This window comes from Flagellimonas zhangzhouensis, assembly GCF_900102925.1.
Taxonomy (GTDB): Bacteria; Bacteroidota; Bacteroidia; order Flavobacteriales; family Flavobacteriaceae; genus Flagellimonas; species Flagellimonas zhangzhouensis.
Genome location: NZ_FNKI01000002.1, coordinates 281,280 through 305,880, shown reverse-complemented (window position 1 = coordinate 305,880; position 24,601 = coordinate 281,280). Strand labels below are relative to the sequence as shown.

Here is a 24,601-nt window from a genome sequence, read left to right as displayed (position 1 = left end):
CACCAATGAACAAAGCGGGCTGTGTCTAAGACCTGCCCGCTTTTTTTACAAATTGAAATACAACCATCGACCAAAAAACCGCACTCAATTTGTAACCTCTAAATAGAAAAAAATGAAAAAGGCTAGTTTACTTATGATCATTGGCCCGCTCTTCTTGTTGGGATTATATGTTTTCCCACTTTGGAATATTATGTTGGGCGCACCGCAATATCCAGATCCCTTGGGTTTACATATTCATATAAGTGGGCTACAGGGTGCCAATGAATTTGATATTCAAAATATTGATGGCTTGAACCATTATATTGGAATGCAAACATTGCCCAAACCTGAGGACATGTGGGAGTTCGGCACCTTTCCCCTAATTATAGGAATCATGGTGGCCATAGGCGTATCAATAGGTATTTTGGGATACTTTGACAAAGTTAGTTATAAATGGTTTATCGGTTGGTTTGCATTGATGTCCATAATGGGTGTTTTGGGCATGTACGATTTCAACGAATGGTTAGTGGATTATGGTACCAACTTAGATCCCAACGCCATAATGAAATTGACCAACCTCGATGGAACTCCTATGACATATAAACCACCATTATTAGGACATGTAAAAATGTTGAATTTTGATGTGACTTCCTTGCCTTCCATTGGAGCCTGGTTAATGTTCTTAGGCATGATGCTTACCCTGACAGCGGGCATTTTGGGTTGGAAAAACGCTATAAAACAATAATCCCTTTATTATGAAACCATCTATTATCCTTTTTCTTGTAATCCTAGCGGGTAACATAGGTTGCTCCGTTAGTCCAAAACCCATTGATTACGGTCATGTGGGTTGCCATTACTGCAGTATGACGATTGTTGACAAGCAACATGCCGCACAATTGGTTACCAAGAAAGGTAAGGTCTTTAATTTTGATGCCATTGAATGTATGATGAACCAATTAGAGGATGAAGACAAATCTACCATGGCAATGTTCATGGTCAATGATTTTGACCAGCCCGGCACTCTTATTGATGGTACCAAGGCCACCTATTTGATCAGTGAAAACATTCCAAGCCCTATGGGAGCTTTCCTTAGTGCCTTCTCCGAAGAGCAAGCTGCCCAACATGTTTTGAATGAAAATGGCGGGAAGGTTTACACATGGTCGGAAATTAAAAAAAGGTTTAAATTTTAACACGAGTACAATGATAGATTTGGAGCCCTTAAAATGCGAACATCTCTTGATTGACAATTATGTCGGTCGCTTGGCCTATATCGCCGAAAACGAACCGTATGTGGTTCCATCGACCTACTATTTTCTTAAGGAGGAAAGGAGTATTCTATGTTTTGCCTCCAATGGACATCGGATCAATTCCCTAAGAAAACACGACAAAGTCACATTTCAAGTCGATAGAATCGAGTCTTTTCGTCATTGGGAGTCGGTACAAGTACATGGAAGATTCGAAGAGCTTACGGGAGATTCTGCCAAGCAATATCTAAAACAATTTGCAGAAGGCGTGCAGCGAACCATAGACCATAAAAATGCGGAGCGTCCTCATTTTTTAAGTCATTTTTCCGGAAGGTTGCAAGAAGTGGAAATGCCTGTGGTATATCGTATTGCAGTGACCCTAATCACAGGAAAGTCAGTTCATGATTTAAACGCAAATTAGGGAAGTAAAGACCCTTTGAATTTCAAACACTTATGTTTCTCTTCCATCCAAATAGCAAATACATTTTATGGTTCCTCTTGTTCTTAATAGGGGTACCTATGCGGGCAAGTATATGGAAGGTCTGCAATACCTGTGAAAACAGTTCTATTAAAGAAACAATTGCACGAGCCCATGCGTACGATACCCTTTTGGTTCAAAAGGGCAGGTATCGAGAATTTGAAATATTGGTGGATAAACCCTTAGTTATAAGAGGAATTGGTTATCCTATCGTGGATGGTGAAAAAAAAGGGGAGATTTTTAGGGTTACATCGGACCATGTCACTTTAGATGGACTTTTCATCGTCAATGTAGGGGTAAGTTATACCAAGGACAATGCGGCGATACGCGTGATACAGAGCAAAAATTTTCAGATTAAGAACATGGTGTTGGAGCAATTGTTCTTTGGCATCTATTTGGAGAAATCCTCCCATGGCAAAGTGTACCACAATAGAATTATTGGAGAGGCCGTGGACGAATATAATTCGGGTAATGGAATACAACTTTGGTATTCTTCGGACATAGAAGTATTAAAAAACCATGTACAGGGCACTCGTGACGGTATCTATTTGGAGTTTTCAGACCGGGTTACCATTAGTGAGAATGTAAGTATGGACAACCTCCGATATGGCCTCCATTTTATGTTTTCGAACAACGATATTTACACGAACAACACTTTTGAAAACAATGGCGCGGGGGTGGCCGTAATGTTCTCCAAGTTCATTACCATGAAGAATAATACTTTTCGGAAGAATTGGGGTACAGCTGCCTATGGGATGCTTCTAAAGGAAATCAACGATGCAGAGATCAAAGGAAACATTTTTGAGGAGAACACCATCGGTATCAACATAGAAGGATCCAACCGAATCAAGTACACCGACAACGATTTTATTGGTAATGGTTGGGCCATACGTGTCATCGGGGCTTGCTATACCAATAGCTTCAAAGGCAATAATTTCTTGTACAATTCCTTTGATATCTCCTACAACAGTAAACTCAACGATAATGTCTTTGAGGGTAATTTTTGGAGTAGTTATACGGGCTATGATCTGGATAAGGACGGCATCGGGGATGTCCCATATCGTCCAGTAAAACTATTTTCTTATGTTGTCAACCGTACCCCGGAGACCATTGTGCTATTGCGGAGTCTGTTCATGGATATTATTGATTTTTCCGAAAGGGTGTCCCCAGTTTTTACGCCCGATAATTTAAAAGATGCCCAACCTTTAATGAAAGTACGATCATGACCATTGAAATAAACAATCTTCATAAGCAGTTTGGTAAAAACGAAGTTTTGAAAGGGGTCGACCTCACCATTGACAAGGGTAACATTTATGCCGTCCTTGGCCCGAACGGTTCTGGTAAAACCACTTTGATCAAGAGTATTTTAGGCATGGTAATTCCCGATAAAGGCAAAATATCAGTATTGAATGAATCCATCAAAAAAAACTGGAAGTATCGCAAAAAAATCGATTACCTACCCCAAATTGCCAATTTTCCGCCCAATATTAAGGTCAAGGAATTGATTGGCATGATCAAAGATCTCAGAAATAGCTCAAGTGAAGAAGAAGAACTCATCGACCTCTTTGGCCTAGAACCGTTTTTGAACAAAAAACTATCCACTCTATCTGGTGGTACCAAACAAAAAGTGAACATTGTTTTGACCTTTATGTTTGATAGTCCATTGATTATTTTGGATGAACCTACCACAGGTTTGGATCCCAAGGCATTGATTAGTTTAAAGGAATTGATCCAAAAAGAAAAAACCAATGGAAAAACCGTTTTGATCACTTCGCACATAATGCAGTTTGTGGAAGAAGTGGCGGATGAGATTGTATACCTACTGGAAGGAGAAATTTATTTTAAAGGAAGCATTGAAAAACTATTGGAACAGACCGAACAAGCCAATTTTGAACACGCCATTGCGGCCATAACAACAGGTAGCCATGCTTAAAATATTGAAGTACAGTTTTTATGATCTTATACGAAGCCGTTGGAGCTATGTTTACTTTTTGTTCTACCTCGCCCTGGGTTTTGTATTGTTGTTCTTGAACAACGATGTATCCAAGGCTGTGATTACCCTAATGAACGTAATCATTGTACTGATTCCCTTGATCGGAACCATATTCGGAGTAATGTACTATTACAATTCCCGGGAATTTACTGAACTCTTGTTGGCACAGCCCATAAAGCGTAGTTCCATTTTTATGGGACAGTATTTTGGCGTGGCCGGGTCACTGACCCTAAGCTTGGTTTTGGGGTTGGGGATTCCATTTGTATTGTACGGGCTTATGCAGAGCAATGCCATTTTTGATTTTTCCCTGTTACTGGTCACTGGGGCATTTTTGACCTTTATTTTTGTGGGATTGTCCTTTGTAATCGCCATATCCAATGAAAACAAGATAAAAGGCTTTGGCTATGCTGTTTTACTCTGGCTTTTTTTGGCCGTTATCTACGATGGGCTTTTCTTGATGTCGCTCATTGTTTTTGAAGAATATCCTTTGGACAAATTCTCCTTGGTGGCCACTATACTCAACCCTATTGATCTTTCCAGAATATTGATATTGCTAAAATTGGATATTTCTGCACTATTGGGTTACACAGGAGCCATTTTCAAAAAGTTCTTTGGTACCAATCTAGGTTTTCTAATTTCATTGGCCATTCTTTTATTGTGGAGCATACTGCCTATATTAGGGTTACGTTACAAAGCTGGCAAAAAAGATTTTTAATCTTGATTAAGACATTTTTTCAAATTATTTAAAGTGAAGGATAAATCATATCGATCGCATCTTCATGTTGCCATGGTATATTTTCTCGTGGCAGCCATTCTTGGCTTATTGTTGCGCTTTTACGCTATTCTTGGCTTCAATTTCAATTATAAGTTTGTTGTCCATGGGCATTCGCACATAGCCCTATTGGGTTGGGTATATGTTGCTTTGACCACTTTGTTACATTTTTGCTTTTTGGAAAAAAAGAAATCCAACCGAACCTACAAACGTATTTTTTGGTGCACCCAAGCCACATTGGTCGGTATGTTGTTTAGCTTCCCATTTCAAGGGTATGCCCTATTTTCCATTGTTTTTTCTACGCTGTTCTTGATTGTATCTTATGTATACGTTCATCATTTTTGGAAAAACATCGACCCAAAATACAAACATAGCAAGGGGCTGAAATGTGTAAAAGCCGCTCTAATCTATATGGTGATTTCCAGTTTGGGGCCTTGGACCTTGGGAGCTATTATGAACAGCATAGGGCCTAACTCCATCTGGTATCGACTGGCCATTTATTTTTACCTGCATTTTCAGTACAATGGGTGGATGATCCTTGCCCTGCTAGGATTATTCCTTTTTGTTTGGGAACAATATGGGTTGAAAATTTCCAAAAAAACCTTCGTCCGCCTTTTCTTGAGCCTCAACGTAGGCATTACCTTCACATTTTTCTTATCAACTTTATGGACAAATCCCTCTTTTTGGTATTACACTCTTGCTGGCATCGGAGCAATTGCACAACTATATGCATTTGCTTGTTTATGGCGAATAATAAAGCATCGACTCTCTGAATTATCCATGTCAAAAATGCAATCCTCGCTATTGATGTCGGTGATCATATTAGTGTCAATAAAAATAGTTTTACAGCTATTGACCGTACTCCCCTATTTCTCCAATATGGCGGCCACCATTCTTGATTTGACCATTGGTTATTTGCACTTGACCTTTTTGGGAGTTATTAGCATAGGCCTATTCTTTCTTATGGATTATTTAAAGTTGTTTCGAATTTCCCAAAAATCATATCTGTGGTATATGTTAGGATTTATCTTAACAGAAATTCTAATATTCTACAAGGGTTTGGCTGCTTGGCAGCATTGGAGCCTAATTAAAGGGCAAACAATAGCATTGGCTGTTTTCAGTCTTTTAATTATCGTGGGGCTATCCTTTATGCTGGTTCAAAATTGGAGGAAATCTTGGCCATTACATAATGATCCCGCATGAAATTGAGGTGAGAATTTATCTTAGATTGGTAGGTTTCTCCCCAATAAAAATAATAAAAGACAATTTTATCCTATTTCAACAAAAAGATTATCTTTGTACTAAGATTAGTTACTAATGATGTTTTCTAAAGCTTGCGAATATGGTATACGTGCTGCTGTTTATATTGCGCTGCAATCCTTGGATGGAAGACGTGTAAGTGTTACCGAAATCGCTGAGGAAATTGATTCCCCCATTGCCTTTACGGCCAAAATCCTGCAGCAACTAACCAGGAACAATATTGTGAATTCGGTAAAAGGACCCACTGGCGGTTTTGAAATTGATAGAGAGGAAATGGACAATGTAAAATTGAACATGATCGTCAAGGCAATCGATGGGGATAAAATCTATAAGGGTTGCGGGCTTGGACTAAAAGAATGTGATGCACAAAAACCCTGTCCTTTACACGACAAATTCGTAGACATTAGAACTGACCTAAGCCGTATGCTTAAAAGTACCAGTCTTTTTGAGCTCGCTACTGGACTAGAGATTGGAATGACCTTTTTAAAACGTTAAAAAAAATTTATATTAATAAAGGACAATTTTATCCTTTTTTAATGGATAAATATTAAAAATCGAAATATTATGAATCATATCATCGAGAAAACAATCGGACAAATGGTAGCACAAGACTATCGTACTGCCCAAGTCTTTAAAAATCATAAAATTGATTTTTGTTGTAAAGGCAATCGCACGCTTCAGGAAGTTGCCGATAAAAAGGGTCTGGATTTGGAAACCCTGACCCAAGAACTTGATTCGGTGCAAAATCAAGACCAGGGTGACCAACCCAATTTCAAAACGTGGCCATTAGATCTATTAATTGATTATATCGAAAAGAAGCACCATCGATATGTAGAGCAACAAATTCCGATTCTAAAACAGTACCTGAACAAACTTTGCAGGGTTCATGGAGAGCGGCATCCTGAATTACTTGATATTTTGGAGCATTTTAATGCTTCTGCAGGAGAATTGTCAATGCACATGAAAAAGGAAGAATTGGTCCTATTCCCTTGGATTCGTAAAATGTCAAGTGGCACTTTAAACAATTCAAAGGTGGAGCCACCTCATTTCGGAACCGTAAAGAATCCTATTAGAATGATGATGGACGAACATGACAATGAGGGAGAGCGATTTCGAAAAATCGCCCAATTGAGCAATGACTACAAACCACCGTCCGATGCCTGCAATACCTATAGAGTAACCTTTTCGCTACTTCAAGAATTTGAAGACGACCTCCATCGACATATTCATTTGGAAAACAATATCCTTTTCCCGAAGTCGGAAATATTGGAAAATAAGGTGTTAACCAACTGATTTTAATAAAGCAGGAAGACCATTGGGTTATTAATGCCCTTTAAAAAGTAAATAGAAAGCTATATAAACTATAATCATGGAAAATTCAACAACAATTTCAATGAGACATTCGAGGTCTGAACATAAAGCAAATGGGTGGAATAGCATATACAAATTGGCATTCCGTGAATTTAAAAATAAGCAACTTGGTTATTCTACCATTGCCATTATCGCACAAAGTTGCCTTGGTTCTGCAGCGGCCATGCTATTGTTGATGGGAGACCTAGATATGACCTTAAAAATGGTACTTCTCTTTTTCATCACCATTTTCTGCATGGTCTTTAACGGAGCCGTATTGGCTCAATTAAAACCGTTGTACACATTCAATCTTTTGATATTAAGTGTTATTTTCAGTTCGTTGGTTATTATTGCCCACATTATTTAATAGCAAAGACGTAAAGAATTGGGGGGGGAAAAAGAAATCTTGAGCCTGGTTGAAATAAAACAGTTGGTCGACCAATTTTATGAAAAGGTTAGAAAGGATCCATTATTGGCCGATATATTCAATAGCATCATAAAAGATAATTGGCCTGCTCATTTGGAAAAGATGTATCGTTTTTGGCAAACGGTTCTTTTGAAAGAACACACCTATAAAGGTAGTCCCTTTGCTCCCCATGCACAGCTTCCTGTGAATGCCAAACACTTTGATAGATGGAAACATTTGTTCTTTGAAACTGTTGACGAAAACTTCTCTGGAAAGAAAGCTGAAGAAGCTAAATTCAGAGCCACAAAAATGGCAGAAATGTTCCAATTAAAAATTGATTTTATACAGCAAAGAGAATGAAACTTGAAATTCAACCATAAGCGAACGCAACGAAGTGGAGTGCTGCAAGCCCCAAATCTTACAAAAACTAATACTACTGAGCGAGGTAAAATTTGACCTGTTAGACTTCTTGAAAACCATTTTTTCATCAAAAATTCATTGATTTTACTGGGCTGAGCGCATTTTTTCATCAAAAATGGGAAAACTGCTGCTAAAATAAATTTCCCATTGGGATACTGTTATTGATACTGTTGACTAAACCTCAGAAAACCATTTTTTAGTAAAAAACACGTTGATTTTACTGCGCTGAGCGGCTTTTTTAGTAAAAAACACTTAAACCGTTATTACTAGATTTATTCAAAATCCCCTTATTATATAGGCTTTTCCGAAGGAAAATGAATCAATAGCGCTGCGCCAGCACGCTATCCTCTTGCTCTTCATTTTTTCTTTGCAAACAAAGAAAACCTGAATAGCCATAGTTAATGAGATGGATTAATGAAATCTGTAGATATAGTAAATAGGCCATTGCACCCTATTTCAATTTTACTTCACGCTTATCTTCCCGAACGCTATAAAATTGAAACAGGAACCCGATGCAAAAGTTGCGGGTAAGGATTTGGGACTCAAAAATTGATAGTTCTTGTATAAAGTGATTTCAACCATTTGAAATTACTATATTTACATTGAAAGTTGAATCAACGATAATTATTGCCAAATTAAAAGACAGTAATTCGGTCAACAGTTTTAGTAAGGTCTTGAAATCCTTTAAATATGGGGCATGCGGTAACAGGTTTGAATCCTGCCGCGGTCACGAATAAATAGTTCGATAAGAAAAACGCCAAGCTTGCTTGAGCGTTTTTTTGTTTGAAGTATTTTCAAAGCGGAGCTTTTTCAGGAAAGCAGTGTCAATCCTGCCGCAGTCACATAAAAAAAGGAGCTATTTTAAAATAGCTCCTTTTTTATTTTATAGTTGTATCTACACTTTCAACACTAGATTAATACTACATCATATACCAATTGCAAACAACTTTAACTCATGAAATTACACAAAATGGTATTTGTATCCAGAATTACCAAATCATTGTTTATTTGAATTTTTAACAGCCGTGTAAAATCACAAAAATATATAAGTTGATTATTTACAAGCTTCTGTTTTTCACAGCAACAGCCTGTAACCCCAATGATACTAACACGATTAAAAGGATAATAAAAAATATGCTTGTCGATACACTTTTTATTAAAGTAAATGTATTTGTCAAGACAACAGATGTTTCCAATAACTCTGGATAATTTTTCAAAAGTGAAATTATTCCAAAATTTTCAGCGTAATCTGCTATTCCCGCAACCACTGGAACAAAACATAAATAGGAATAAGGGGGCTTTAATTTCTGTAGTTTTTTAAAAAAAAATGCCATTAACAAACTGTAGGTGGAACCAAAAAGAAAAGGGTAAACCATGTCCACAGGTATTTGTTTGGTAAGGTAAGTTTTACGGCCATTTTCACCGAGTGATTTAAATAGTTCATTCACATAATTAAAGTCGTACCCACTTGGTTTCATGTCCAACAACTGCATTCCATTTGAGAAATTCATTGTTAAAGGAATGGTAACCATTATCATGTAAAGATAAATTGCGTTGGTTAAGATGAAAAGAGTGAGAACTATCTTTCCAAAGTTTTTACCCTCAATTAAGTTAATCATTTGACTCATCGTTTATTTGAACTCTATTGTAAATAGTTACAAAATGAATTATGGCCATTTTTGTGTGCCGTTTTTATTTGATTTTACTCGTTGATAGGTCTTATTCCAAAAATTAATAAATAACCTATCATCCAAAATTCTCCAATGGTCGCGGGCAGCGTAAGAAATCTATTAAAGCTAAAATCAATTCCTGCGTAGCGGATAACGGTGCTAATGAGATAGCCAATACCTCCTAAAACAATAATTCTTCCTAACCATACAGGCATTCTTTTAGATTTGATGACTATATATCCCATAGGAAATAGCCAAAGCCCAAAGAAAAGACCACCAATACCCCAAGCATTTGAAATTATATGTTGAAAAACCTGAATTAGCAAAACTTTGTCTTCCAAAGCACTTATATCAGAATTGGCAACACCTATAGCAGAGGCGATTGAAATTGCACTTATCATAATGGCTAAAGCATTCACCATTCCCCAGATACCTAGAGTCCAAGCTTCCCATTCATAATTATCTTTAAATAATTTGAAGAACCAAACTGCGGTAAGTGCTTGTGATATTACTATAGCAAACTCTAATAGCAACCTAATTCTTGCAGTAGATTTTAGTTCCACTAAATTCGTTAGCGTTTGTTCAGGGTTGCCAGAAACAAATATTTCGGAGTGAAAGACCAAAAACCCTAAAATCCCTGAAATAGCCATCATTAAATACCATAGGCCTGTTATTCTTGCAGTTTTAATCGATTGCTTTAGTTCTTTATTTAAACCCATAGATTATTTGCTATTAGTGTTCTTAATAAATTTGACGATATATCAAGATTATTGTTACAGTTTTGCTTTAATGGGCATACAACTTGAGATAAGCATAAAATAGCTACACACCCCAAATGGAATATAATCGATGTTTCTGATCATCGTTTATTGGAATCATTTACATAAATCCCAATTGCTTCATCACTGTTTTCCTATCAAAGATTTGGGTATGGCCGCTGATCAAATTATCCTTAAAATGATAAACGGTCATTCCTTTTGTCTCGATTTTTTTGTTCGTGGCAGGTATTTCACCCATATCGCCAAGATTTGTTCCTGTCAATATCCAGTTGGCGGCCACATAATGATCATCTTCAATAGTAGTCGTAATTTCAAAGCTCATATCGGGGAACGGACCAAAGGAACCGACTTGCATTCGCTGGATAAATTCCGAACGAGATAATGTTTTCCCCTCCCAAGGATCCATCGGATCAAGGTGTATGGTATATTCGGCATGAATGTACTGATCCACTTTTTCAAACCTCTTTTTGTTCCAGATTTCCTCCATAAACGCTCGGAGAAATACATCTTTGTTCATTCTTGCTTATTTTTTGTGCTTTCAAATTCAGCTGTCCTTTTAATTTGTTCTTCAAGATTCCATTCCAAAGGAACTCTTCTATCTTTTAAAAATTGGGCCATGGGTTCCAATCCAATTTCCGCACGTCTTTTATCCACATTTTCTGGGTCAACTATGGGCCAAACATCAAAAGTTTCCGTTTCGGGATAATATTTAATCTGTCCACCATACACTTGAAGCTCTCCACAATCCGTGGCAATCCTGTCCTCCGTCCTTGCCAACAACCAAGGGCTCAATTGCTCATTTTTTGTAGCTTTTCTCATTAAAGGAAGGTATTTTACACGTATTTCGGGACTACTATGTTGAAGTACATTACAGATGGTCAAATTACCTTGTTCACCAATTTCATTAAAATCAGGCCATCCATCTTTTAAGATCTCTGCTATTTTTTGTTCGTTTAGTTGATGGTTCTTTTTATAAAGGGCTTGATACTTTTTGTATTCTTCGGATTCATCTCCATACGCATGAAAAGCTGAATCCCTTTTACTGATAGGCATCTGTTCGTTTTCCCAAATTGTGTCCAACAAAGCTGCTAAATCCAAAGAGGTTGATTTTTTTGATTGTTTCTGTTCTTTGGTTTCGATTTTTCTACCACAGGCCATCAGTATCAAAATAGATAGTAAAATGCCTGTTTTAACTTTGTTCATCATGTTTTTGATTAATTCAGTATTTGGAAAAGATACTTATTCCTATTGGTTCTTATTGCTATTCCCTTTTTATGGGAATTTCAACATATCCATCCCCATACCATTTTATGATTAAAGGCTCTTGCGCATCTTGAATGGTTTCTTCGCTGATATCCTTTCCCGTTCCATAATTCAATTCCGTAAAGGGTTCTTTGTTTCCATTGATGACCACCACCAATCGACTGCCCTTGCTTATCTTTTTGCTGGTCATACGTACTATGCCAAAAGGGATTTTTGTTTTCTTATTGGGGGTCAACAATTGTCTTTCTTCAAGGCTATGCGCAAAACTTGCCCTGGCTTTGTAAGGCAAAGTCAACGCAAAGAATTTACCATCTGGGGTCTGCTCAAACAAAACGACCGTATAATCAAAATCCTTTTTGTTGATAGACACCGAGATTTCCCCTCCAAACGAACCGTTCAATTCAAAATCAGATTCAAAAGGTTCGGTGACAAATGAAAAACCACCACCTACCATAAGGCTATCCGCAACAATGCTTCTCCAACCACTCGAATTCCAAGTCAAATTGCTTCGGTCTGTAAAATCTATGACCTGCTCTAAATATTCATTGGAGTCCAAAGGTTCCTCTGTGAACGTAAAATGTTCATCTTTTCCATTGTTTCCTGTTCCAAACAAAGATGCAAAAGTCACCCCCGAACGCTTGTTGCCCAAATAAAACTTTAAAGTATCATCTGCCATTTCCTGCAGAGAGGGTGCGTGTCCCCATTTGTTGGCCCCCATGATTTGATAATTGATTTTATCCTGCAACAATGCTGGTTTGGCTTTTCCTTTTAAAATATGATCAAACCACTCAAAAATGAGCTCAGTGATATCAATTTGGGCCACAGGATCAATATCATATCCTAAAACATGATTGTCAGGTTTTTCTTGAGCCCCAAAATGAGTGTAGGGTCCAATCACCAGATAATGCGCTGCATTGGTATTGTATTTGGTATGCTCTTTCAAATAATACTGTGTTCCCACTTGCCCCCCATCATAATATCCAGTGGTGGCCAAAACAGGAATATTGATATGGGTAAACTCCTCCTTGTAAGGCATCATATTTTGCCAATAGCTATCATAGGTCGGGTGCAATAAGCGCTCCCGAAATTGCGGATTGGGCAATCCATCCAAACTATCCATTGCCTTATAGGCGGCCCCAGTTTCAAACCATTTCATGTTCAAATTGTTCCAACGTTGCCAATTGTTATACAAAGTGGTGTCCAAATACTTATTGTTCGACACATAATGGTGCCAGGAGTAATGAAAGTTCCAATGAATGCCATTTTCCATAGGTTCGGCAATCCCCGGGGCAGCCGAAACGGAGGGCACTATGGTTTTGAGTGCAGGATGCACCTTGTTTTTCACCGCAGCCCATTGGGTAAAACCGACATAGCTTCCGCCGTACATCCCTACTTTTTGATTGCTCCATTCTTGTTTACTGATCCAGTCGATTACCTCATAGGTATCTGTCGCCTCATATTTGTAGGGCACAATCGAATCGGGACTCAGCCCTTTGCCCCGAGTGTACGAAACTACACCCACATAGCCATGTTCGGCTGCCTTTTTCGCCCTATCCAAGTCGTTTTTTCGTGCGTAGATGGTATGAAACAATACTGTAGGGCTTGGTTCCTCCAATTCAGAATTTCGAACTACTATGGCATGGATTTTAGCCCCATCAGCCGTTGGAATCAAGATACTATCCTGAACCAGATAAGTTTTGCCATTTTCGGTAAGGGTTCTAGGAGCCTGAACTGGAGTTTGCTCCTTACACGAAGTTAAATGTAGAAGTAATAAGGCTAGACCAAAGGTAATTATACTGAATGACTTGTTCATTTTGATTGATTTGATTGATGAAACATTAAGGACTTAAGTATCCTATAACTTTATGTTTTAATTGTTCTTTTTTGATGTGATTGATCGCAAATAGCTACAAACTGTTTCGTTTTTTGAAGGTTACGGATTGCCTGCTTGATAGATCGACGATTTCACCTGTGGTCAATATTAGCCGAAGTTTGTTATTAAAATAAGGCTGTATCTCTTTGATGTATTCCGTATTGATGATCTGACTTCGATTCGCTCTAAAAAATATTTTCGGGTCCAATCTTTCCTCCAATTGGTTCAACGAGCGTTTGATCATGGGTTTGTCATCACCAAAATAAAGACGGGCATAGTTATCCATGGACTCGATCAAACGCACCTCAGCCAATACAATAAAATACACCTTTTCACCATCCTTGATAAAGATTTTTTGATGGCTTGCCAAGGGAACTTTCAGCTCTTCTTCCTGCTTTTTAAATTCGAGCTTTACCTTTTCGATGGTTTTGGAGAAACGTTCTTCCCGAAGCGGTTTTACCAAATAATCCAAGGCATTTACCTCAAAGGCCTGAACGGCATATTGATCATAGGCGGTTGTGAACACTACTTCTGGAACAGTGCCCAACTCTTCCAATAAATCAAAACCTGATTTTCCTGGCATATGGATATCCAAAAAAATGATGTCAGGCTGCTCTTTTTCTATCAATGTTTTGGCAACTTCCGCATTGTTCGCCTCCCCCACAATGGTAAATTCTGGATGATTTTCCAATGCTCGGCGAACCTCTTCGCGCGCCAAACGCTCATCATCTATGATCAAAGTTGTATAGTTGCCCATCATTTTTCAATTGGAATTTGCAAGGTGGCAAGTACCACATTTTCCGAAGGTGTCTCAATTTCAAACTTCGCCTCTCCATCATATTGCAACAAAAGACGTTCCCTCAGGTTTTTAAGCCCTACCCCTGCATCTTCTCCTTTGGAGAAAATCCCTGGATTCTTCACTTGAACCATGACATAATCCTCCTGTTTTTGAACTGAAATATCCACAGTACCTCCTTGCAATTGTTTATCCACCCCATGCTTTATGGCATTCTCTACCAAAAGCTGGATGCTCAAAGGTGGAATCTTTACGTTGTCAAGGGACTTATCAAGGTTCATTTTAATGGTCAATCGCTCCTCAAACCGAAGTTTTTCCAACTCCACATAATCTTTCACCAATGCCATTTCTTCAGCAATGGATATGGTCAAATGTTCCTTTTCATAAAGCGAATTTCGCAATAGATCGGACAGCAAATCGATGGCCCTTCGTGCACCTTTGGGATTCTCAAGAACCAATGCCTTAATGGAATTCAATGAATTGAATAAAAAATGAGGGTTGAGCTGCGCCGATAAATTATCCAACTGACTTTGTTTTGCAATTACGGAAAGTTGTGCATTCATTTTGGTTGTATTTACCTCTCTCATGTAAAAATGATAAGCATGATAGGCCAACACCCAAATGGCCATATGCCGCAAACCTGTGATCAATACTGGGTTCCACACCAAGATATTTTCCTCGAAAACATTTACATTATTTACCAAATAGATGTAAGCCGATGTTTTTAGGTTCATAAATTGCATAAACAAAACGGACAAAATCAAAATGGATGGTATCAACCTTTTTATCAAAGGTTTTATGCCCAATTGGTTCCATTTCAACTGCAATGCAATGGCCCTGTATGCGTGAGTTAATCCAATACAAATAGAAACGTCGAGCACATAGTTGATCAAGGCATGGGACATGGTAAAATGATCCCTGTACAAGGCAATGTAGAGCCACAATAACGAAACTACACCCCAGCCAATAATTTGACATTTCCAATAAAGAGATAGGCTAGTATTTGTGTTTTTTGTTTCCAATGTTCTAATTTGAAATGTACTGGATTTGGGCAAAGGTCAATTTACTCGGCTTTTGAATAATTGGTCAATTCGTTGGTATACAAACCAAACCCATCGTCATTTACGTGTTTTATGTATGTTTTCAGTTCGGGGGCATACCACCAAATATCGGTCATCTCGCCCTTAAATCCTCTTGAATTGGTTACAATTCCCTTGTATTCAATTTTATAGGCCTTGAATTTTCCAGCTTCCACATTCAATTCCTCAAAAGAAACAATTTCAACATCCTGGCTGGTTTTTCCTGTAGTGCCTTCGTTATTTTCCCATTGGGATTCATATTTCCATTTTTTTCCTACATGCAACGGCCAGTTTCGAAAGGGCATACTACTCGGATTTTTATTTGCCGCAATTGGAATTTCAAGGGTATCCAACCCGTTCCAAAGTCCTAAAGTGCCATTGTATTTGACCACTTCTTGTATATCCTCTCCTTCCGCCTTTACTTCTCCTTCTACCTTCCGCTCCCATTTCCAAGTCCATTTTTCTCCAAATTGGTAATCCTTTACAATGGGTTCACTGGTTTTTGTTGTTGTACAGCTGGCACAAATAAATACCAGTAGAAGTTTTGCAATTGTTACTTTTCTCATGTGTTCGTTTTTTGATTGATGAATATTTTTTGGATTCCATCCCTATGATGAATAACCTGACACAAAGCAATACAAATCCTCCAGAGGTAGAAAGTAAAAGTACAGGAACGTAGATTTAGGGGGTTAAATGAAAAAGGAGCTATTTTAAACAGCTCCTTTTTCATGTAGTATGGTAATCTTTTTTAATTTCCCCAATTTTGAAGACGGTCGAGATACAAATAGCTCTCTACGAATTTTCTATGTTCTGGACTGGTCATTTTTTCCAATAAATTCAAAGCCGAAATGTAGCTGGCCAAATTTCCATTGGATGATATGAATTTCCCATCCTCTACATAGGTCACCAAATTATCATCTTGTACTTTAAGATTGGGGTAATCTTTTTGTAATTGTTCACCTCCACCGATCCATGTCACAATTTTATGGCCGTCTGCTATACCAGATTTACCTATCAATTGAGCTCCTGCGCAATTACTCACCGTAAAGGTTGTTTCGTTATTCTTTTCTTTAATAAACTCTACAATTTCATCATTGTGAACTTGTGCATACATATCATAAGCACTTGGAACAAATAAGGCGGTTAACTTTGGGCAGTTTTTAAAGGTGTAATCTGGAACAAAATGCATTCCTTCTTCAGTTGTAATAGGGTTTTCAGTCTCAGCAATTGTTACAATATTAAAAAGTTGCTCTCCATCTTCGGTTGGTTTTGCAAATACATCTGAAGTTGCAATTACCTCACTTTGCAAAACCCCATTGTACATCAACAGACCTATGGTTGGCAATTCTGGATTAAACGGCTTTAAGTGTTTGGTTAGCGTATCCGATTTCTGTTCGGTTGTGGTTACATCGGATTGCGAAACATCAGTTTTTGAATTTTCAGTTTTACAGCTGGCCATAAATACCGCAAAAACCAATGTTAATGTTCCAAATTTTCTCTTCATGCGTGATTGTGATTTCTAATTATAATTTAATTATTGATTTTACTTTTTTAAAATGAACGCTTGGCCTCATCTTCATTGAGTTTTTCTATGAAATAGGAAGGCAGTATTCCCAAACGTTTTTTAAATGCCGAATAAAATGTGTTTAGATTATTGAATCCACTTGTGGTGGCGATATAGGCAAGTTTGCTGTTTCTATACTCTTTATCTTCCAACAATCGGTTCAATAAATAATTGATTCTAAGGTCGTTTATATAATTACTGAAATTGGCATTTTTTTCGTGGTTGATTACCTGAGACAAGTACTTTTGATTGGTTTGCAAAACCTCCGCCAAACTATGTAAACTGCATTTGGAATTCAGAAAAAAGGCCTCGTCTTCCAACCTGTTGAGCTTGGTGAGAATTATTTCCTTCACATCTTCATCCAAATAACTTTTGGTGGTACTTGCTTTCGCCACAGAAGTTTTGACCTCTTTCACTTCGCCAATTTCAACCCTTTTCTTTTGATTGAGTTTTTCCACGGCCAATTCCTTAGTTCTGTAAAAAAGAAGTTTGTTTTTCCTTTTAACTTTGAAGTAAGAGAGCGTTGCAAAAAATCCCGAAATCAAGGTAATGGCGAAAATGATGAACAATAAACGATAGCGTTCTTCTTGTGATTTGGATTTTATCTCCAGAATTTCCTTTTGTCTAGATATTTCTGAGATTCTTCTTCGCGCTTCCAATATTCTGAGACGCTGTTCTGATTCGACTGAAAAAAGTGAATCACTTACCGATAAGTATAAACTAGTGAAATATTCTGCCTCATCAGAATACCCCATTGCCTTGTTCAATAACGATAATTCTTTGCTCACCTCCTTTATAACATCAAAAGCCTTGATCTCCTTCGCGGATTGGTATGCATTATTGTAATCTTTCTGGGCGGTGATACTATCTCCTTGTTTTAAATGAAGTAAAGCCATTAATACATGGGCTCTTGGTTTTCTAAATCTATAATTGTTTGCTTCAATTATATCAAATGCCTTATTTAAAAAATCCTGTGCTTTATCCAATTCCAACTCCTCTATATAAATGGTGGCAATATTCATATAAACCACACTTTGTATATAGTCCCCTGGAGCCTCAATTGATTCTTCCAATTCTAAATAAAAATCATAGATCTCTAAAGCTTCCTTGCTCCCCTTTAATTTATGGGTCATCCTAGCGATCTCATCAATTTTAGGAAAAATGAACCGTCCTTCCTTTAACTCTAAAATATAATCTAGGCCATGTAAACAGTTATCCAATGCTTTTTCATATTCGCCCAATCGTAAATAGAAATGTGAAATGGCCGAATAAGCCCGCATACGGGTGTATGAATCTTCAGCATCATCTCCTTCTTCCAAAAGATTAAGCGCAGTTTCATAAGCGAGATCGTATTCTCCCCTTTCGGTAAAAATGTAGGATTTAAGGGTTTCAGTATCGGCTTTAATTTTGCTAAAGTCCTGTAGCTTTTCATTTGATTCCAGCTGACAGGCCAATTCCATGGATTTATCAAACTGCCCTTCTATAAAATAGATAAAAGCTTGATTTCCTATACTTCTTAAATAACCCTTTTCATAATTTAAGTCCTTTGAGAGTGCGTTTGCCTCATCATTATATTTTTTTGCAAATTCAGTAGATTTAAAAATATAATAGGTGTACAGTTCCAAGTTTACATCAATCCGTTTCTCTCCAGAAGCATTTGCTCTTTCCGCTAAAAGGTCTTCGAGTTTTGGGAATTGTTGATTTTCCACCAACTTCTTAATTCCGTCTAAATACGGTTGAAGTGTATTTGATGTGATTTCATGGCCATATACTGATACAATGGATAAAAAAAGGAGTATTATCCAAGTTCGTCTAATTAACATGATGTGCGTTTGTTTGTTATTGTTTTAGTTTTTTTGCCATATCCTTTTTAAACAAACTAACTACTATTAAATGTTGAGGCTGATAACATGTCTTGATAATTTACAACACCCTAATTTAACATTTCTTTAATAACTGTAGGTGTATTTTGACAAAATGATAAAATATACCTATTCATTTTTTTAAAACTCAGATAAGCAACCTTGGTAAATTCCACTAAAATGTGAAGCCGCTGTATTATTATTTTGAATGCTGCATTCTTTTATTTCCAATGAAAAAAGCAATGTTGTATGAAGTCAACATTGCTTTTAAACTCGAATGAATTAAAATTCAACTAACTCAAAATTTTATGGTTTTAATCCAATTACTTAAACTTAGAGAAAAGTCAAACCTTCGTTATAAACTATCTATCGTAAATTTAACTTATCACTCGCTCTTTAGGTGTTGTATTTCCAAAAAGACACCTCAAATTCAAGAATTTTCACCCCCGTTCGATTCATAAATAAACCATTGGTAAATTATTGGCATGTTCATTCCTGAAATTGTTGACTTTTTCTCCACAAAATATCAGCTTCATATTAAAAATCAATGTTTTACACTTACACCAACATTAAATAAGAATTGCGACAAAGAGCTATTTTTTAATTGACTTTCGCACCCTAATGGTCTAATATTAGCTGTTTCCCAGTACTACAAAAGGCCATGATAGCAATTGCTACCACGGCCTTTTGATTGTTAGGCACAAAATCCTAAAATTGAATGTTATATTCCTAGTACGCTGGATCCTGTGTTAAAGTTGGAGCTCCATCTTTAACCGATCTATCAATAGCTTCAATAGGAATTGGGAAAAACTCATTTTTGTTGGCTTGGAAAGACCTTCCTTGCAAATAAGTTCTGTGCTCGGATTCACTTTGCAGGTATTGGTTCAATACGTCTGCTGCGATACCCCAACGTTGTAGATCAAAGAAACGGTGACCCTCCATGGAGAATTCCAATCTTGTCTCAAAACGTACTGCTTGTCTTGCCACATCTTTGTCGGTCCAAGCTGCATCATAAGTTGCGATATCGTAATTGGCAGCATATTGCCCATCAACAATGGTAAAGTCGTTACGCTCATCACCTTGTGTGGCCAAAGGAACAAAACCTTCAGGATTTGCTGCTCTAGTTCTAATTTGATTCACAAGACCTCTTGCAACTTCAAGGTCACCTACCTCAACCTCCACTTCAGCAAGCCAAAGAATAATCATATCCAAGCGCATCATTCTGTAGTTGTTGGCAGAAAGGTTACCCCAACCACCTTGTCCAAAGGCTTCTGGTTCTGCAACGTGTTTCATACTAAAGAATGGTCCAGCATAGGTAAGGTCACGAACGAAATCGGTCTGATAAATCTTAAATCCTTTATAAAGAACACCTGGTCTTCCAACAGAGTGGTCCAGTCTTGGATCTAAAGTACCTGTGTAGTCTGTCAACGTAGTGGTTGGATCCACTGTAGCAGGTACATCCGCATCGTCAAAAGTATCCAACATCGGAAGTCCTCCTTCGGTCTTGAATGCATTTACAAGGTTCTGTGAAACTTGATAAAATCCGCAGCATCCCCAAGGATCTGTATATGGGTGAGCCAAACCAATACCTCTGTTCGCTGCATCACCAGTGGCACTACTGATTGCATATTGCACTTCAAAAATAGATTCTGAATTGTTTCTGGTAGCTACCAAGAAGTTATCTTGGTATTTATCCATCAAAGAAAAAGGTCCGTTGTTAAGGATATCTTCCAAAATTGGTTTTGCCTCTTGCAATTTTGTTGCATTTGCAGATCCATCCGAATTCCATCCTTGATACATTTTCGCCTTGGCCAAGAAAGCTTTGGCAGCCCAACTAGTAGGTCTCCCTATCTCACTTTGCGATTCTGGCAAAACAGCAGCGGCAGCTTGAAAATCAGCTTCGATGAAAGGCCAGATCTCACGATCGTTAGGCACTTTGGTGCTCTCCAAATCGTTCAAATCAAAATCCTCATCACTGATATAGGTAGGCATTCTCCACATTTTTCTTGCTTCCATATGGAACAAACCTCTTAAGAATCTAGCTTCTGCAATAATTTGCTCTTTTTGTTCATCTGTGGCATCTTCCACTTTTTCCAAGGTATTGATCACATTATTGGTCGCTGCAACACCTTTGTAAAGTCCTCTCCACTTATCGCGGACATGCACATTAAAAGATTGGAAGTCATACGCTTCAATAAACGACTGCTCTGGCTGATCCCCAGCATCCGTTCCTTTTAAAGCATCATCAGAGGCTAAATTAAACACCCAGTTATGAATGTCGTTATGCCATGTTTGGCCTTCCAAACCACCACCAGGCACCATTGTATATGCCCCAAGCAATAGACCGTTCACACCATCTAATGTGGCAACATCTGCCTCACTGAACTGGCCTTGTGGCTGTCTATCCAAAAAATCGTTATTACAACTCATCACTAAAGCCACCAAGCCTAGAGTTCCGAGTAATGTCGATATTATCTTTTTCATTTCTGTAAACATTTAGTTTTCATTATTTAAGTGTAACATTTAACCCCAAACTAATGGTCTTGGCCACTGGCTGTGCCCCACCATCATAACCTAATGTTAGGTTCCTTCTAGAATCGTCCGCATTGCTCAATTGAACCTCGGGATTAAGACCTGTATATTTCGTAAACGTGGCTATATTCTGTGCTTGAACATAAACTTGCGCCCTGTCCAAACCAATTGTGGACAAAATTTTATCAGGGAAATTATAGGTCAACTGAATGTTCTTCAATCTAAAGAAGCTACCGTCCTCAATCAAATAGGATGAAGGTCTACTACTGATTTGATCATTTGCATCCATAATCGGGGAAGTGGCATTTGGATTAGCCGCTACCCAAGTACTTGGATCTGATTGTGGATTGGTTGGCTGCCAAGCATTGTACAACGCTCTGGTGCTTCTGTTACCTTGGAAGGTGTTGAAATCTGCGAAATAACGTACATAGTTGAATACATCATTTCCTTGAGATCCATTACCAAAGATGTTCAAGTCCAAGTTTTTGTAACTCAAATTGATGTTGATACCGTAAGTGAAATCTGGGTGAGGACTACCGATAACGGTACGGTCGTCATCATTGATAACACCATCGTTGTTTACATCTGCCACCCTGAACTTACCTGGTGCATTATAATCTCCATAAGGTGCCCATGCATCTGCCTCAGCTTGTGTTTGGAAAATACCCAAGTTTTTGAAGCCATAGAAAGAAGATAATGGCAATCCTGCTTCTGTAATGGAAAGTGCAGGAATCCTTCTACTTTGTCCAAAAATTCTAGTGCTTTCGCCTTCCAATTCATCTACATTGTTCTTGTAAGCTGAAAGGTTTGCACTGACCTCATAGGAGAAATCTCCTTTTTTGTCCCCGTAGCTAAGTCCCAAATCAAAACCTTTATTGGTCATTTGCCCTACGTTGAAAGCAGGCTCATCTGCCTGACCAGCGGTATAGGTTACAGGTACATTGATCAACATATCGGATGTTACACGCTTCCAAATATCCAGGTTAAGGGAAACTTTGTTGTCGAACATTACCACATCCAAACCTAAGTTGTTCGAAGTTGTGGCTTCCCACTTGGCGTTTGGATTTCCAAATGCTCTTGGTGCAAATCCAATGGTCGGAGAACCTGTTGAACCATCAATAGGATAACCACCCGTAAGAATATCTGAACGATACGTTGTATAGGCGTTGTAATCTCCAATTTGTTGGTTACCTGTTTTACCCCAACCGTATCTAAGTTTTAAGTTATCGATCCAAGTTACATTTTCCATGAACTTTTCATCGGACATCCTCCAACCTAAACTGAAAGCAGGGAAGAATGCACTTCTGGATGCTTGTTGGAACCTTGAGGAAGAATCGTTTCTCAAAATAACCTGAGCCAAATATTTTCCATCGTAGTCATAGTTTAACTGACCAAATTGTGACCACAGGGTGTAATCTTGCCAAACAAACCCTCTGTTCGTAGCGGTAGTAGCATCACCCAAATCCAAATAACTAAGAATGTTATTGGTTCCGAATGCGTAACGCTCACGACGAGCTTCCATGCGCTCTTCAAATTGTTGAATGGATTCCACACCCACATATGCCTTAAAGTTGTGTATCTCGCTAAAGGTCTTGGCATAGGTTAGAGTGTTTGTCCATGTCCACTGATACTCGTATTGCTCCCTTGCAGTGGATGAACGGATAAAGTTACCCTCAACGTATTCTGGTTGTGGACGCCCTAAATCTCTTTCACGTTGTACTCTGGCATCAACACCAAAACTGGTGCGGATTTCAAGACCAGGAATCAACTCATAGTTCGCATAAGCATTACCCAAAATTCGAAGGCTATATCTTCTATCATCTTTATCTCTGTACAATCTTGCGTACGGGTTAAAGTTGTTACCCAAGTTAGCTCCCCTACTACCAGCAAAGTTGCCAGCGATATCGTAAATAGGAAGTAATGGATGGTGTTTGTATGAACCAGAAACTGGACTCTGCTCATCATCATTGGATACATTTCCTTTTAAATTATCAAAGGATGCTGTGAAGTTTTCCCCAATGGTCAGTTTTTTGTTCAATGCTCTGAACTCTGTATTCGCTCTTAAAGAAACCCTATCGTAGCTGAAGAACTTCACAATACTTTCTTGGGAAAAATAACCTAAGCTAAAAGCGTATCTAGCCATTTCGGTTGCTCCAGAAGCCGAAATATTATGGCTTTGAATAGGTGCTGATTGGGAAACTTCTTGCCACCAGTTGGTATCAGCAGAACGGGTAATTGCATAAATGTTACCTGGCTCCAATGCATATAGACTTGGGTCTGTTGCTGGGTCACCTTCCATAGCTCCACTTGGGAAAACATAATCTGGAATGGAAACTTCACCATTTGCACCAAAGGTATATTGCCCGTGGCTAGGAGTTTTACCTGCATATAAATCCGCTAAATATAGATACTCACCCAATTCCCTTGCATTCAACGCTTCTACGTCATTTGCTGGTGATTGAATACCATAAAACGTATTGTAATCAATCGTAGGTTTTCCCATTTTACCTTTTTTGGTAGTAATAATGATTACACCATTTGCTGCCCTAGATCCATAAATGGAAGCTGAGGAAGCATCTTTCAACACCTGCAAAGATTCAATATCATTCGGGTTAAGGTTGGATTGTCTCTGGGAAGGAACCCCATCGATAATGTAAAGCGGGTCGTTGTTCCCTAGGGTACCAAAACCACGAATACGAACCGTGGCTTCACCACCTGGACGTGCGTCGTTAACAATGGTAACCCCTGCTGCTCTACCCTGTAATTGTTGCGAGAAGGTGGTAGAAGGTATGGATTGCATCTCCTCGGCATCTACAACGGTTACCGCACCGGTTAAATCCTTTTTGGCCTGCGTACCATAACCCGTAACAATAATTTCATCCAATTTGTTGGCATCTTCTTCTAGTGTTACGTTAATAGTAGTTTGTCCATTTACTGGAACTTCAACCGTTTTGTATCCTACATAACTGATAACCAAAGTTGCGTCACTTGGGGCAACAATGCTGAAATTTCCATCAAAGTCAGTCTGGGTACCATTGGTAGTCCCCTTGACTATAACATTGGCCCCCGGTAAAGGTCCTGTTTCATCGGAAACTGTACCTGTTATTGATTGGGCCTGTGCAAAACCCATACAAAGTACAGCAACCAAAAAAATAATTCTCTTGAAAAAAGGTTTTTTCATAAGTTCAATTTTAAGGTTTGTGTTAGTTAATTACTTGAGATTCGAACTTTTTCCACCATTGGAAAAAATACAGTTTGTGTATGGTAAACTTAAATTTTAA

General features: G+C 38.2%; 23 protein-coding genes. 11 read left to right on the top strand and 12 right to left on the bottom strand.

The features are described 5' to 3' along the window. Window positions 1-112: 112 nt before the first annotated feature. The 11 genes from BLQ18_RS08140 (at window position 113) to BLQ18_RS08090 (ending at window position 7,842) form a co-directional block, all read left to right on the top strand. Window positions 113-724 (top strand): hypothetical protein, encoded by a 612-nt coding sequence (locus BLQ18_RS08140; RefSeq protein ID WP_090294116.1) that lies wholly within the window; start codon window positions 113-115, stop codon window positions 722-724. Window positions 725-734: 10 nt separating this feature from the next. After that, window positions 735-1,169, top strand: coding sequence for a nitrous oxide reductase accessory protein NosL (locus BLQ18_RS08135; protein ID WP_090294114.1), 435 nt, complete (start codon window positions 735-737; stop codon window positions 1,167-1,169). 10 nt (window positions 1,170-1,179) lie between these two features. Further along, window positions 1,180-1,644: a pyridoxamine 5'-phosphate oxidase family protein gene (locus tag BLQ18_RS08130; protein WP_175443739.1), complete on the top strand. Its 465-nt coding sequence runs from the start codon at window positions 1,180-1,182 to the stop codon at window positions 1,642-1,644. A gap of 98 nt (window positions 1,645-1,742) precedes the next feature. Beyond that, complete coding sequence (locus tag BLQ18_RS08125; RefSeq protein ID WP_090294109.1) at window positions 1,743-2,927, top strand: nitrous oxide reductase family maturation protein NosD; 1,185 nt, start codon at window positions 1,743-1,745, stop codon at window positions 2,925-2,927. Further along, window positions 2,924-3,634: an ABC transporter ATP-binding protein gene (locus BLQ18_RS08120; protein ID WP_090294107.1), complete on the top strand. Its 711-nt coding sequence runs from the start codon at window positions 2,924-2,926 to the stop codon at window positions 3,632-3,634. Before BLQ18_RS08125 ends, BLQ18_RS08120 begins: the two co-directional genes overlap by 4 nt. Beyond that, window positions 3,627-4,409 carry an ABC transporter permease gene (locus BLQ18_RS08115; RefSeq protein ID WP_090294104.1) on the top strand — a complete coding sequence of 261 codons (783 nt, stop codon included), beginning with the start codon at window positions 3,627-3,629 and terminating at the stop codon, window positions 4,407-4,409. Before BLQ18_RS08120 ends, BLQ18_RS08115 begins: the two co-directional genes overlap by 8 nt. 33 nt (window positions 4,410-4,442) lie before the next feature. Further along, window positions 4,443-5,669 carry a hypothetical protein gene (locus BLQ18_RS08110; protein WP_090294102.1) on the top strand — a complete coding sequence of 409 codons (1,227 nt, stop codon included), beginning with the start codon at window positions 4,443-4,445 and terminating at the stop codon, window positions 5,667-5,669. 117 nt (window positions 5,670-5,786) lie between these two features. Further along, window positions 5,787-6,221, top strand: a complete 435-nt coding sequence (locus BLQ18_RS08105; protein ID WP_090294100.1) for an RrF2 family transcriptional regulator — start codon at window positions 5,787-5,789, stop codon at window positions 6,219-6,221. A gap of 69 nt (window positions 6,222-6,290) precedes the next feature. Then, on the top strand, window positions 6,291-7,019 hold the full coding sequence (gene ric / locus BLQ18_RS08100) for an iron-sulfur cluster repair di-iron protein (protein ID WP_175443737.1): 729 nt from the start codon (window positions 6,291-6,293) through the stop codon (window positions 7,017-7,019). 100 nt (window positions 7,020-7,119) lie between these two features. Continuing rightward, entirely contained in the window at window positions 7,120-7,443 is a 324-nt protein-coding gene (locus BLQ18_RS08095; RefSeq protein WP_245668092.1) for a hypothetical protein, read from the top strand. A 39-nt stretch (window positions 7,444-7,482) separates the two neighbouring features. Then, entirely contained in the window at window positions 7,483-7,842 is a 360-nt protein-coding gene (locus BLQ18_RS08090) for a group III truncated hemoglobin (protein ID WP_245668091.1), read from the top strand. A 1,118-nt stretch (window positions 7,843-8,960) separates the two neighbouring features. On the opposite strand, the gene BLQ18_RS08085 is transcribed toward BLQ18_RS08090, so the two are convergent. From BLQ18_RS08085 to BLQ18_RS08030, 12 genes are all read right to left on the bottom strand, one after another. After that, window positions 8,961-9,521: a hypothetical protein gene (locus BLQ18_RS08085; protein ID WP_245668090.1), complete on the bottom strand. Its 561-nt coding sequence runs from the start codon at window positions 9,519-9,521 to the stop codon at window positions 8,961-8,963. 83 nt (window positions 9,522-9,604) lie between these two features. Then, a complete protein-coding gene (locus tag BLQ18_RS08080; protein WP_090294090.1) occupies window positions 9,605-10,291 on the bottom strand; it encodes a DUF4386 domain-containing protein in 687 nt (228 codons plus the stop codon). 160 nt (window positions 10,292-10,451) lie between these two features. Beyond that, a complete protein-coding gene (locus tag BLQ18_RS08075) occupies window positions 10,452-10,868 on the bottom strand; it encodes an ester cyclase (RefSeq protein WP_090294088.1) in 417 nt (138 codons plus the stop codon). Continuing rightward, the gene (locus BLQ18_RS08070) at window positions 10,865-11,557 is read right to left on the bottom strand and encodes a DUF6624 domain-containing protein (protein ID WP_245668089.1); all 693 of its coding nucleotides are present in this window, start codon (window positions 11,555-11,557) and stop codon (window positions 10,865-10,867) included. Before BLQ18_RS08070 ends, BLQ18_RS08075 begins: the two co-directional genes overlap by 4 nt. A gap of 55 nt (window positions 11,558-11,612) precedes the next feature. After that, entirely contained in the window at window positions 11,613-13,427 is a 1,815-nt protein-coding gene (locus BLQ18_RS08065; RefSeq protein ID WP_090294086.1) for a CocE/NonD family hydrolase, read from the bottom strand. Between the two features lie 94 nt (window positions 13,428-13,521). Next, entirely contained in the window at window positions 13,522-14,244 is a 723-nt protein-coding gene (locus BLQ18_RS08060; protein WP_175443736.1) for a LytR/AlgR family response regulator transcription factor, read from the bottom strand. Continuing rightward, window positions 14,244-15,305, bottom strand: a complete 1,062-nt coding sequence (locus BLQ18_RS08055; protein ID WP_090297437.1) for a sensor histidine kinase — start codon at window positions 15,303-15,305, stop codon at window positions 14,244-14,246. The genes BLQ18_RS08060 and BLQ18_RS08055 overlap by 1 nt, the downstream gene beginning before the upstream one ends. Window positions 15,306-15,346: 41 nt before the next feature. Next, a complete protein-coding gene (locus BLQ18_RS08050) occupies window positions 15,347-15,928 on the bottom strand; it encodes a hypothetical protein (RefSeq protein WP_090294078.1) in 582 nt (193 codons plus the stop codon). Between the two features lie 182 nt (window positions 15,929-16,110). Then, the gene (locus BLQ18_RS08045; RefSeq protein WP_175443735.1) at window positions 16,111-16,866 is read right to left on the bottom strand and encodes a DJ-1/PfpI family protein; all 756 of its coding nucleotides are present in this window, start codon (window positions 16,864-16,866) and stop codon (window positions 16,111-16,113) included. 47 nt (window positions 16,867-16,913) lie between these two features. Beyond that, on the bottom strand, window positions 16,914-18,749 hold the full coding sequence (locus tag BLQ18_RS08040; protein WP_090294076.1) for a helix-turn-helix domain-containing protein: 1,836 nt from the start codon (window positions 18,747-18,749) through the stop codon (window positions 16,914-16,916). 768 nt (window positions 18,750-19,517) lie between these two features. Next, window positions 19,518-21,272, bottom strand: a complete 1,755-nt coding sequence (locus BLQ18_RS08035) for a RagB/SusD family nutrient uptake outer membrane protein (protein WP_090297431.1) — start codon at window positions 21,270-21,272, stop codon at window positions 19,518-19,520. 22 nt (window positions 21,273-21,294) lie between these two features. Then, window positions 21,295-24,501 (bottom strand): SusC/RagA family TonB-linked outer membrane protein, encoded by a 3,207-nt coding sequence (locus BLQ18_RS08030; RefSeq protein WP_090294074.1) that lies wholly within the window; start codon window positions 24,499-24,501, stop codon window positions 21,295-21,297. Window positions 24,502-24,601: the final 100 nt, after the last annotated feature.

Coding starts and splice junctions, on each gene's coding strand:
- BLQ18_RS08140 (WP_090294116.1), top strand. CDS start 113: ATGAAAAAGGCTAGTTTACTTATGATCATTGGCCCGCTCTTCTTGTTG.
- BLQ18_RS08135 (WP_090294114.1), top strand. CDS start 735: ATGAAACCATCTATTATCCTTTTTCTTGTAATCCTAGCGGGTAACATA.
- BLQ18_RS08130 (WP_175443739.1), top strand. CDS start 1,180: ATGATAGATTTGGAGCCCTTAAAATGCGAACATCTCTTGATTGACAAT.
- BLQ18_RS08125 (WP_090294109.1), top strand. CDS start 1,743: ATGCGGGCAAGTATATGGAAGGTCTGCAATACCTGTGAAAACAGTTCT.
- BLQ18_RS08120 (WP_090294107.1), top strand. CDS start 2,924: ATGACCATTGAAATAAACAATCTTCATAAGCAGTTTGGTAAAAACGAA.
- BLQ18_RS08115 (WP_090294104.1), top strand. CDS start 3,627: ATGCTTAAAATATTGAAGTACAGTTTTTATGATCTTATACGAAGCCGT.
- BLQ18_RS08105 (WP_090294100.1), top strand. CDS start 5,787: ATGTTTTCTAAAGCTTGCGAATATGGTATACGTGCTGCTGTTTATATT.
- ric (WP_175443737.1), top strand. CDS start 6,291: ATGAATCATATCATCGAGAAAACAATCGGACAAATGGTAGCACAAGAC.
- BLQ18_RS08095 (WP_245668092.1), top strand. CDS start 7,120: ATGAGACATTCGAGGTCTGAACATAAAGCAAATGGGTGGAATAGCATA.
- BLQ18_RS08085 (WP_245668090.1), bottom strand. CDS start 9,521: ATGATTAACTTAATTGAGGGTAAAAACTTTGGAAAGATAGTTCTCACT.
- BLQ18_RS08080 (WP_090294090.1), bottom strand. CDS start 10,291: ATGGGTTTAAATAAAGAACTAAAGCAATCGATTAAAACTGCAAGAATA.
- BLQ18_RS08075 (WP_090294088.1), bottom strand. CDS start 10,868: ATGAACAAAGATGTATTTCTCCGAGCGTTTATGGAGGAAATCTGGAAC.
- BLQ18_RS08070 (WP_245668089.1), bottom strand. CDS start 11,557: ATGATGAACAAAGTTAAAACAGGCATTTTACTATCTATTTTGATACTG.
- BLQ18_RS08065 (WP_090294086.1), bottom strand. CDS start 13,427: ATGAACAAGTCATTCAGTATAATTACCTTTGGTCTAGCCTTATTACTT.
- BLQ18_RS08060 (WP_175443736.1), bottom strand. CDS start 14,244: ATGGGCAACTATACAACTTTGATCATAGATGATGAGCGTTTGGCGCGC.
- BLQ18_RS08050 (WP_090294078.1), bottom strand. CDS start 15,928: ATGAGAAAAGTAACAATTGCAAAACTTCTACTGGTATTTATTTGTGCC.
- BLQ18_RS08045 (WP_175443735.1), bottom strand. CDS start 16,866: ATGAAGAGAAAATTTGGAACATTAACATTGGTTTTTGCGGTATTTATG.
- BLQ18_RS08040 (WP_090294076.1), bottom strand. CDS start 18,749: ATGTTAATTAGACGAACTTGGATAATACTCCTTTTTTTATCCATTGTA.
- BLQ18_RS08035 (WP_090297431.1), bottom strand. CDS start 21,272: ATGAAAAAGATAATATCGACATTACTCGGAACTCTAGGCTTGGTGGCT.
- BLQ18_RS08030 (WP_090294074.1), bottom strand. CDS start 24,501: ATGAAAAAACCTTTTTTCAAGAGAATTATTTTTTTGGTTGCTGTACTT.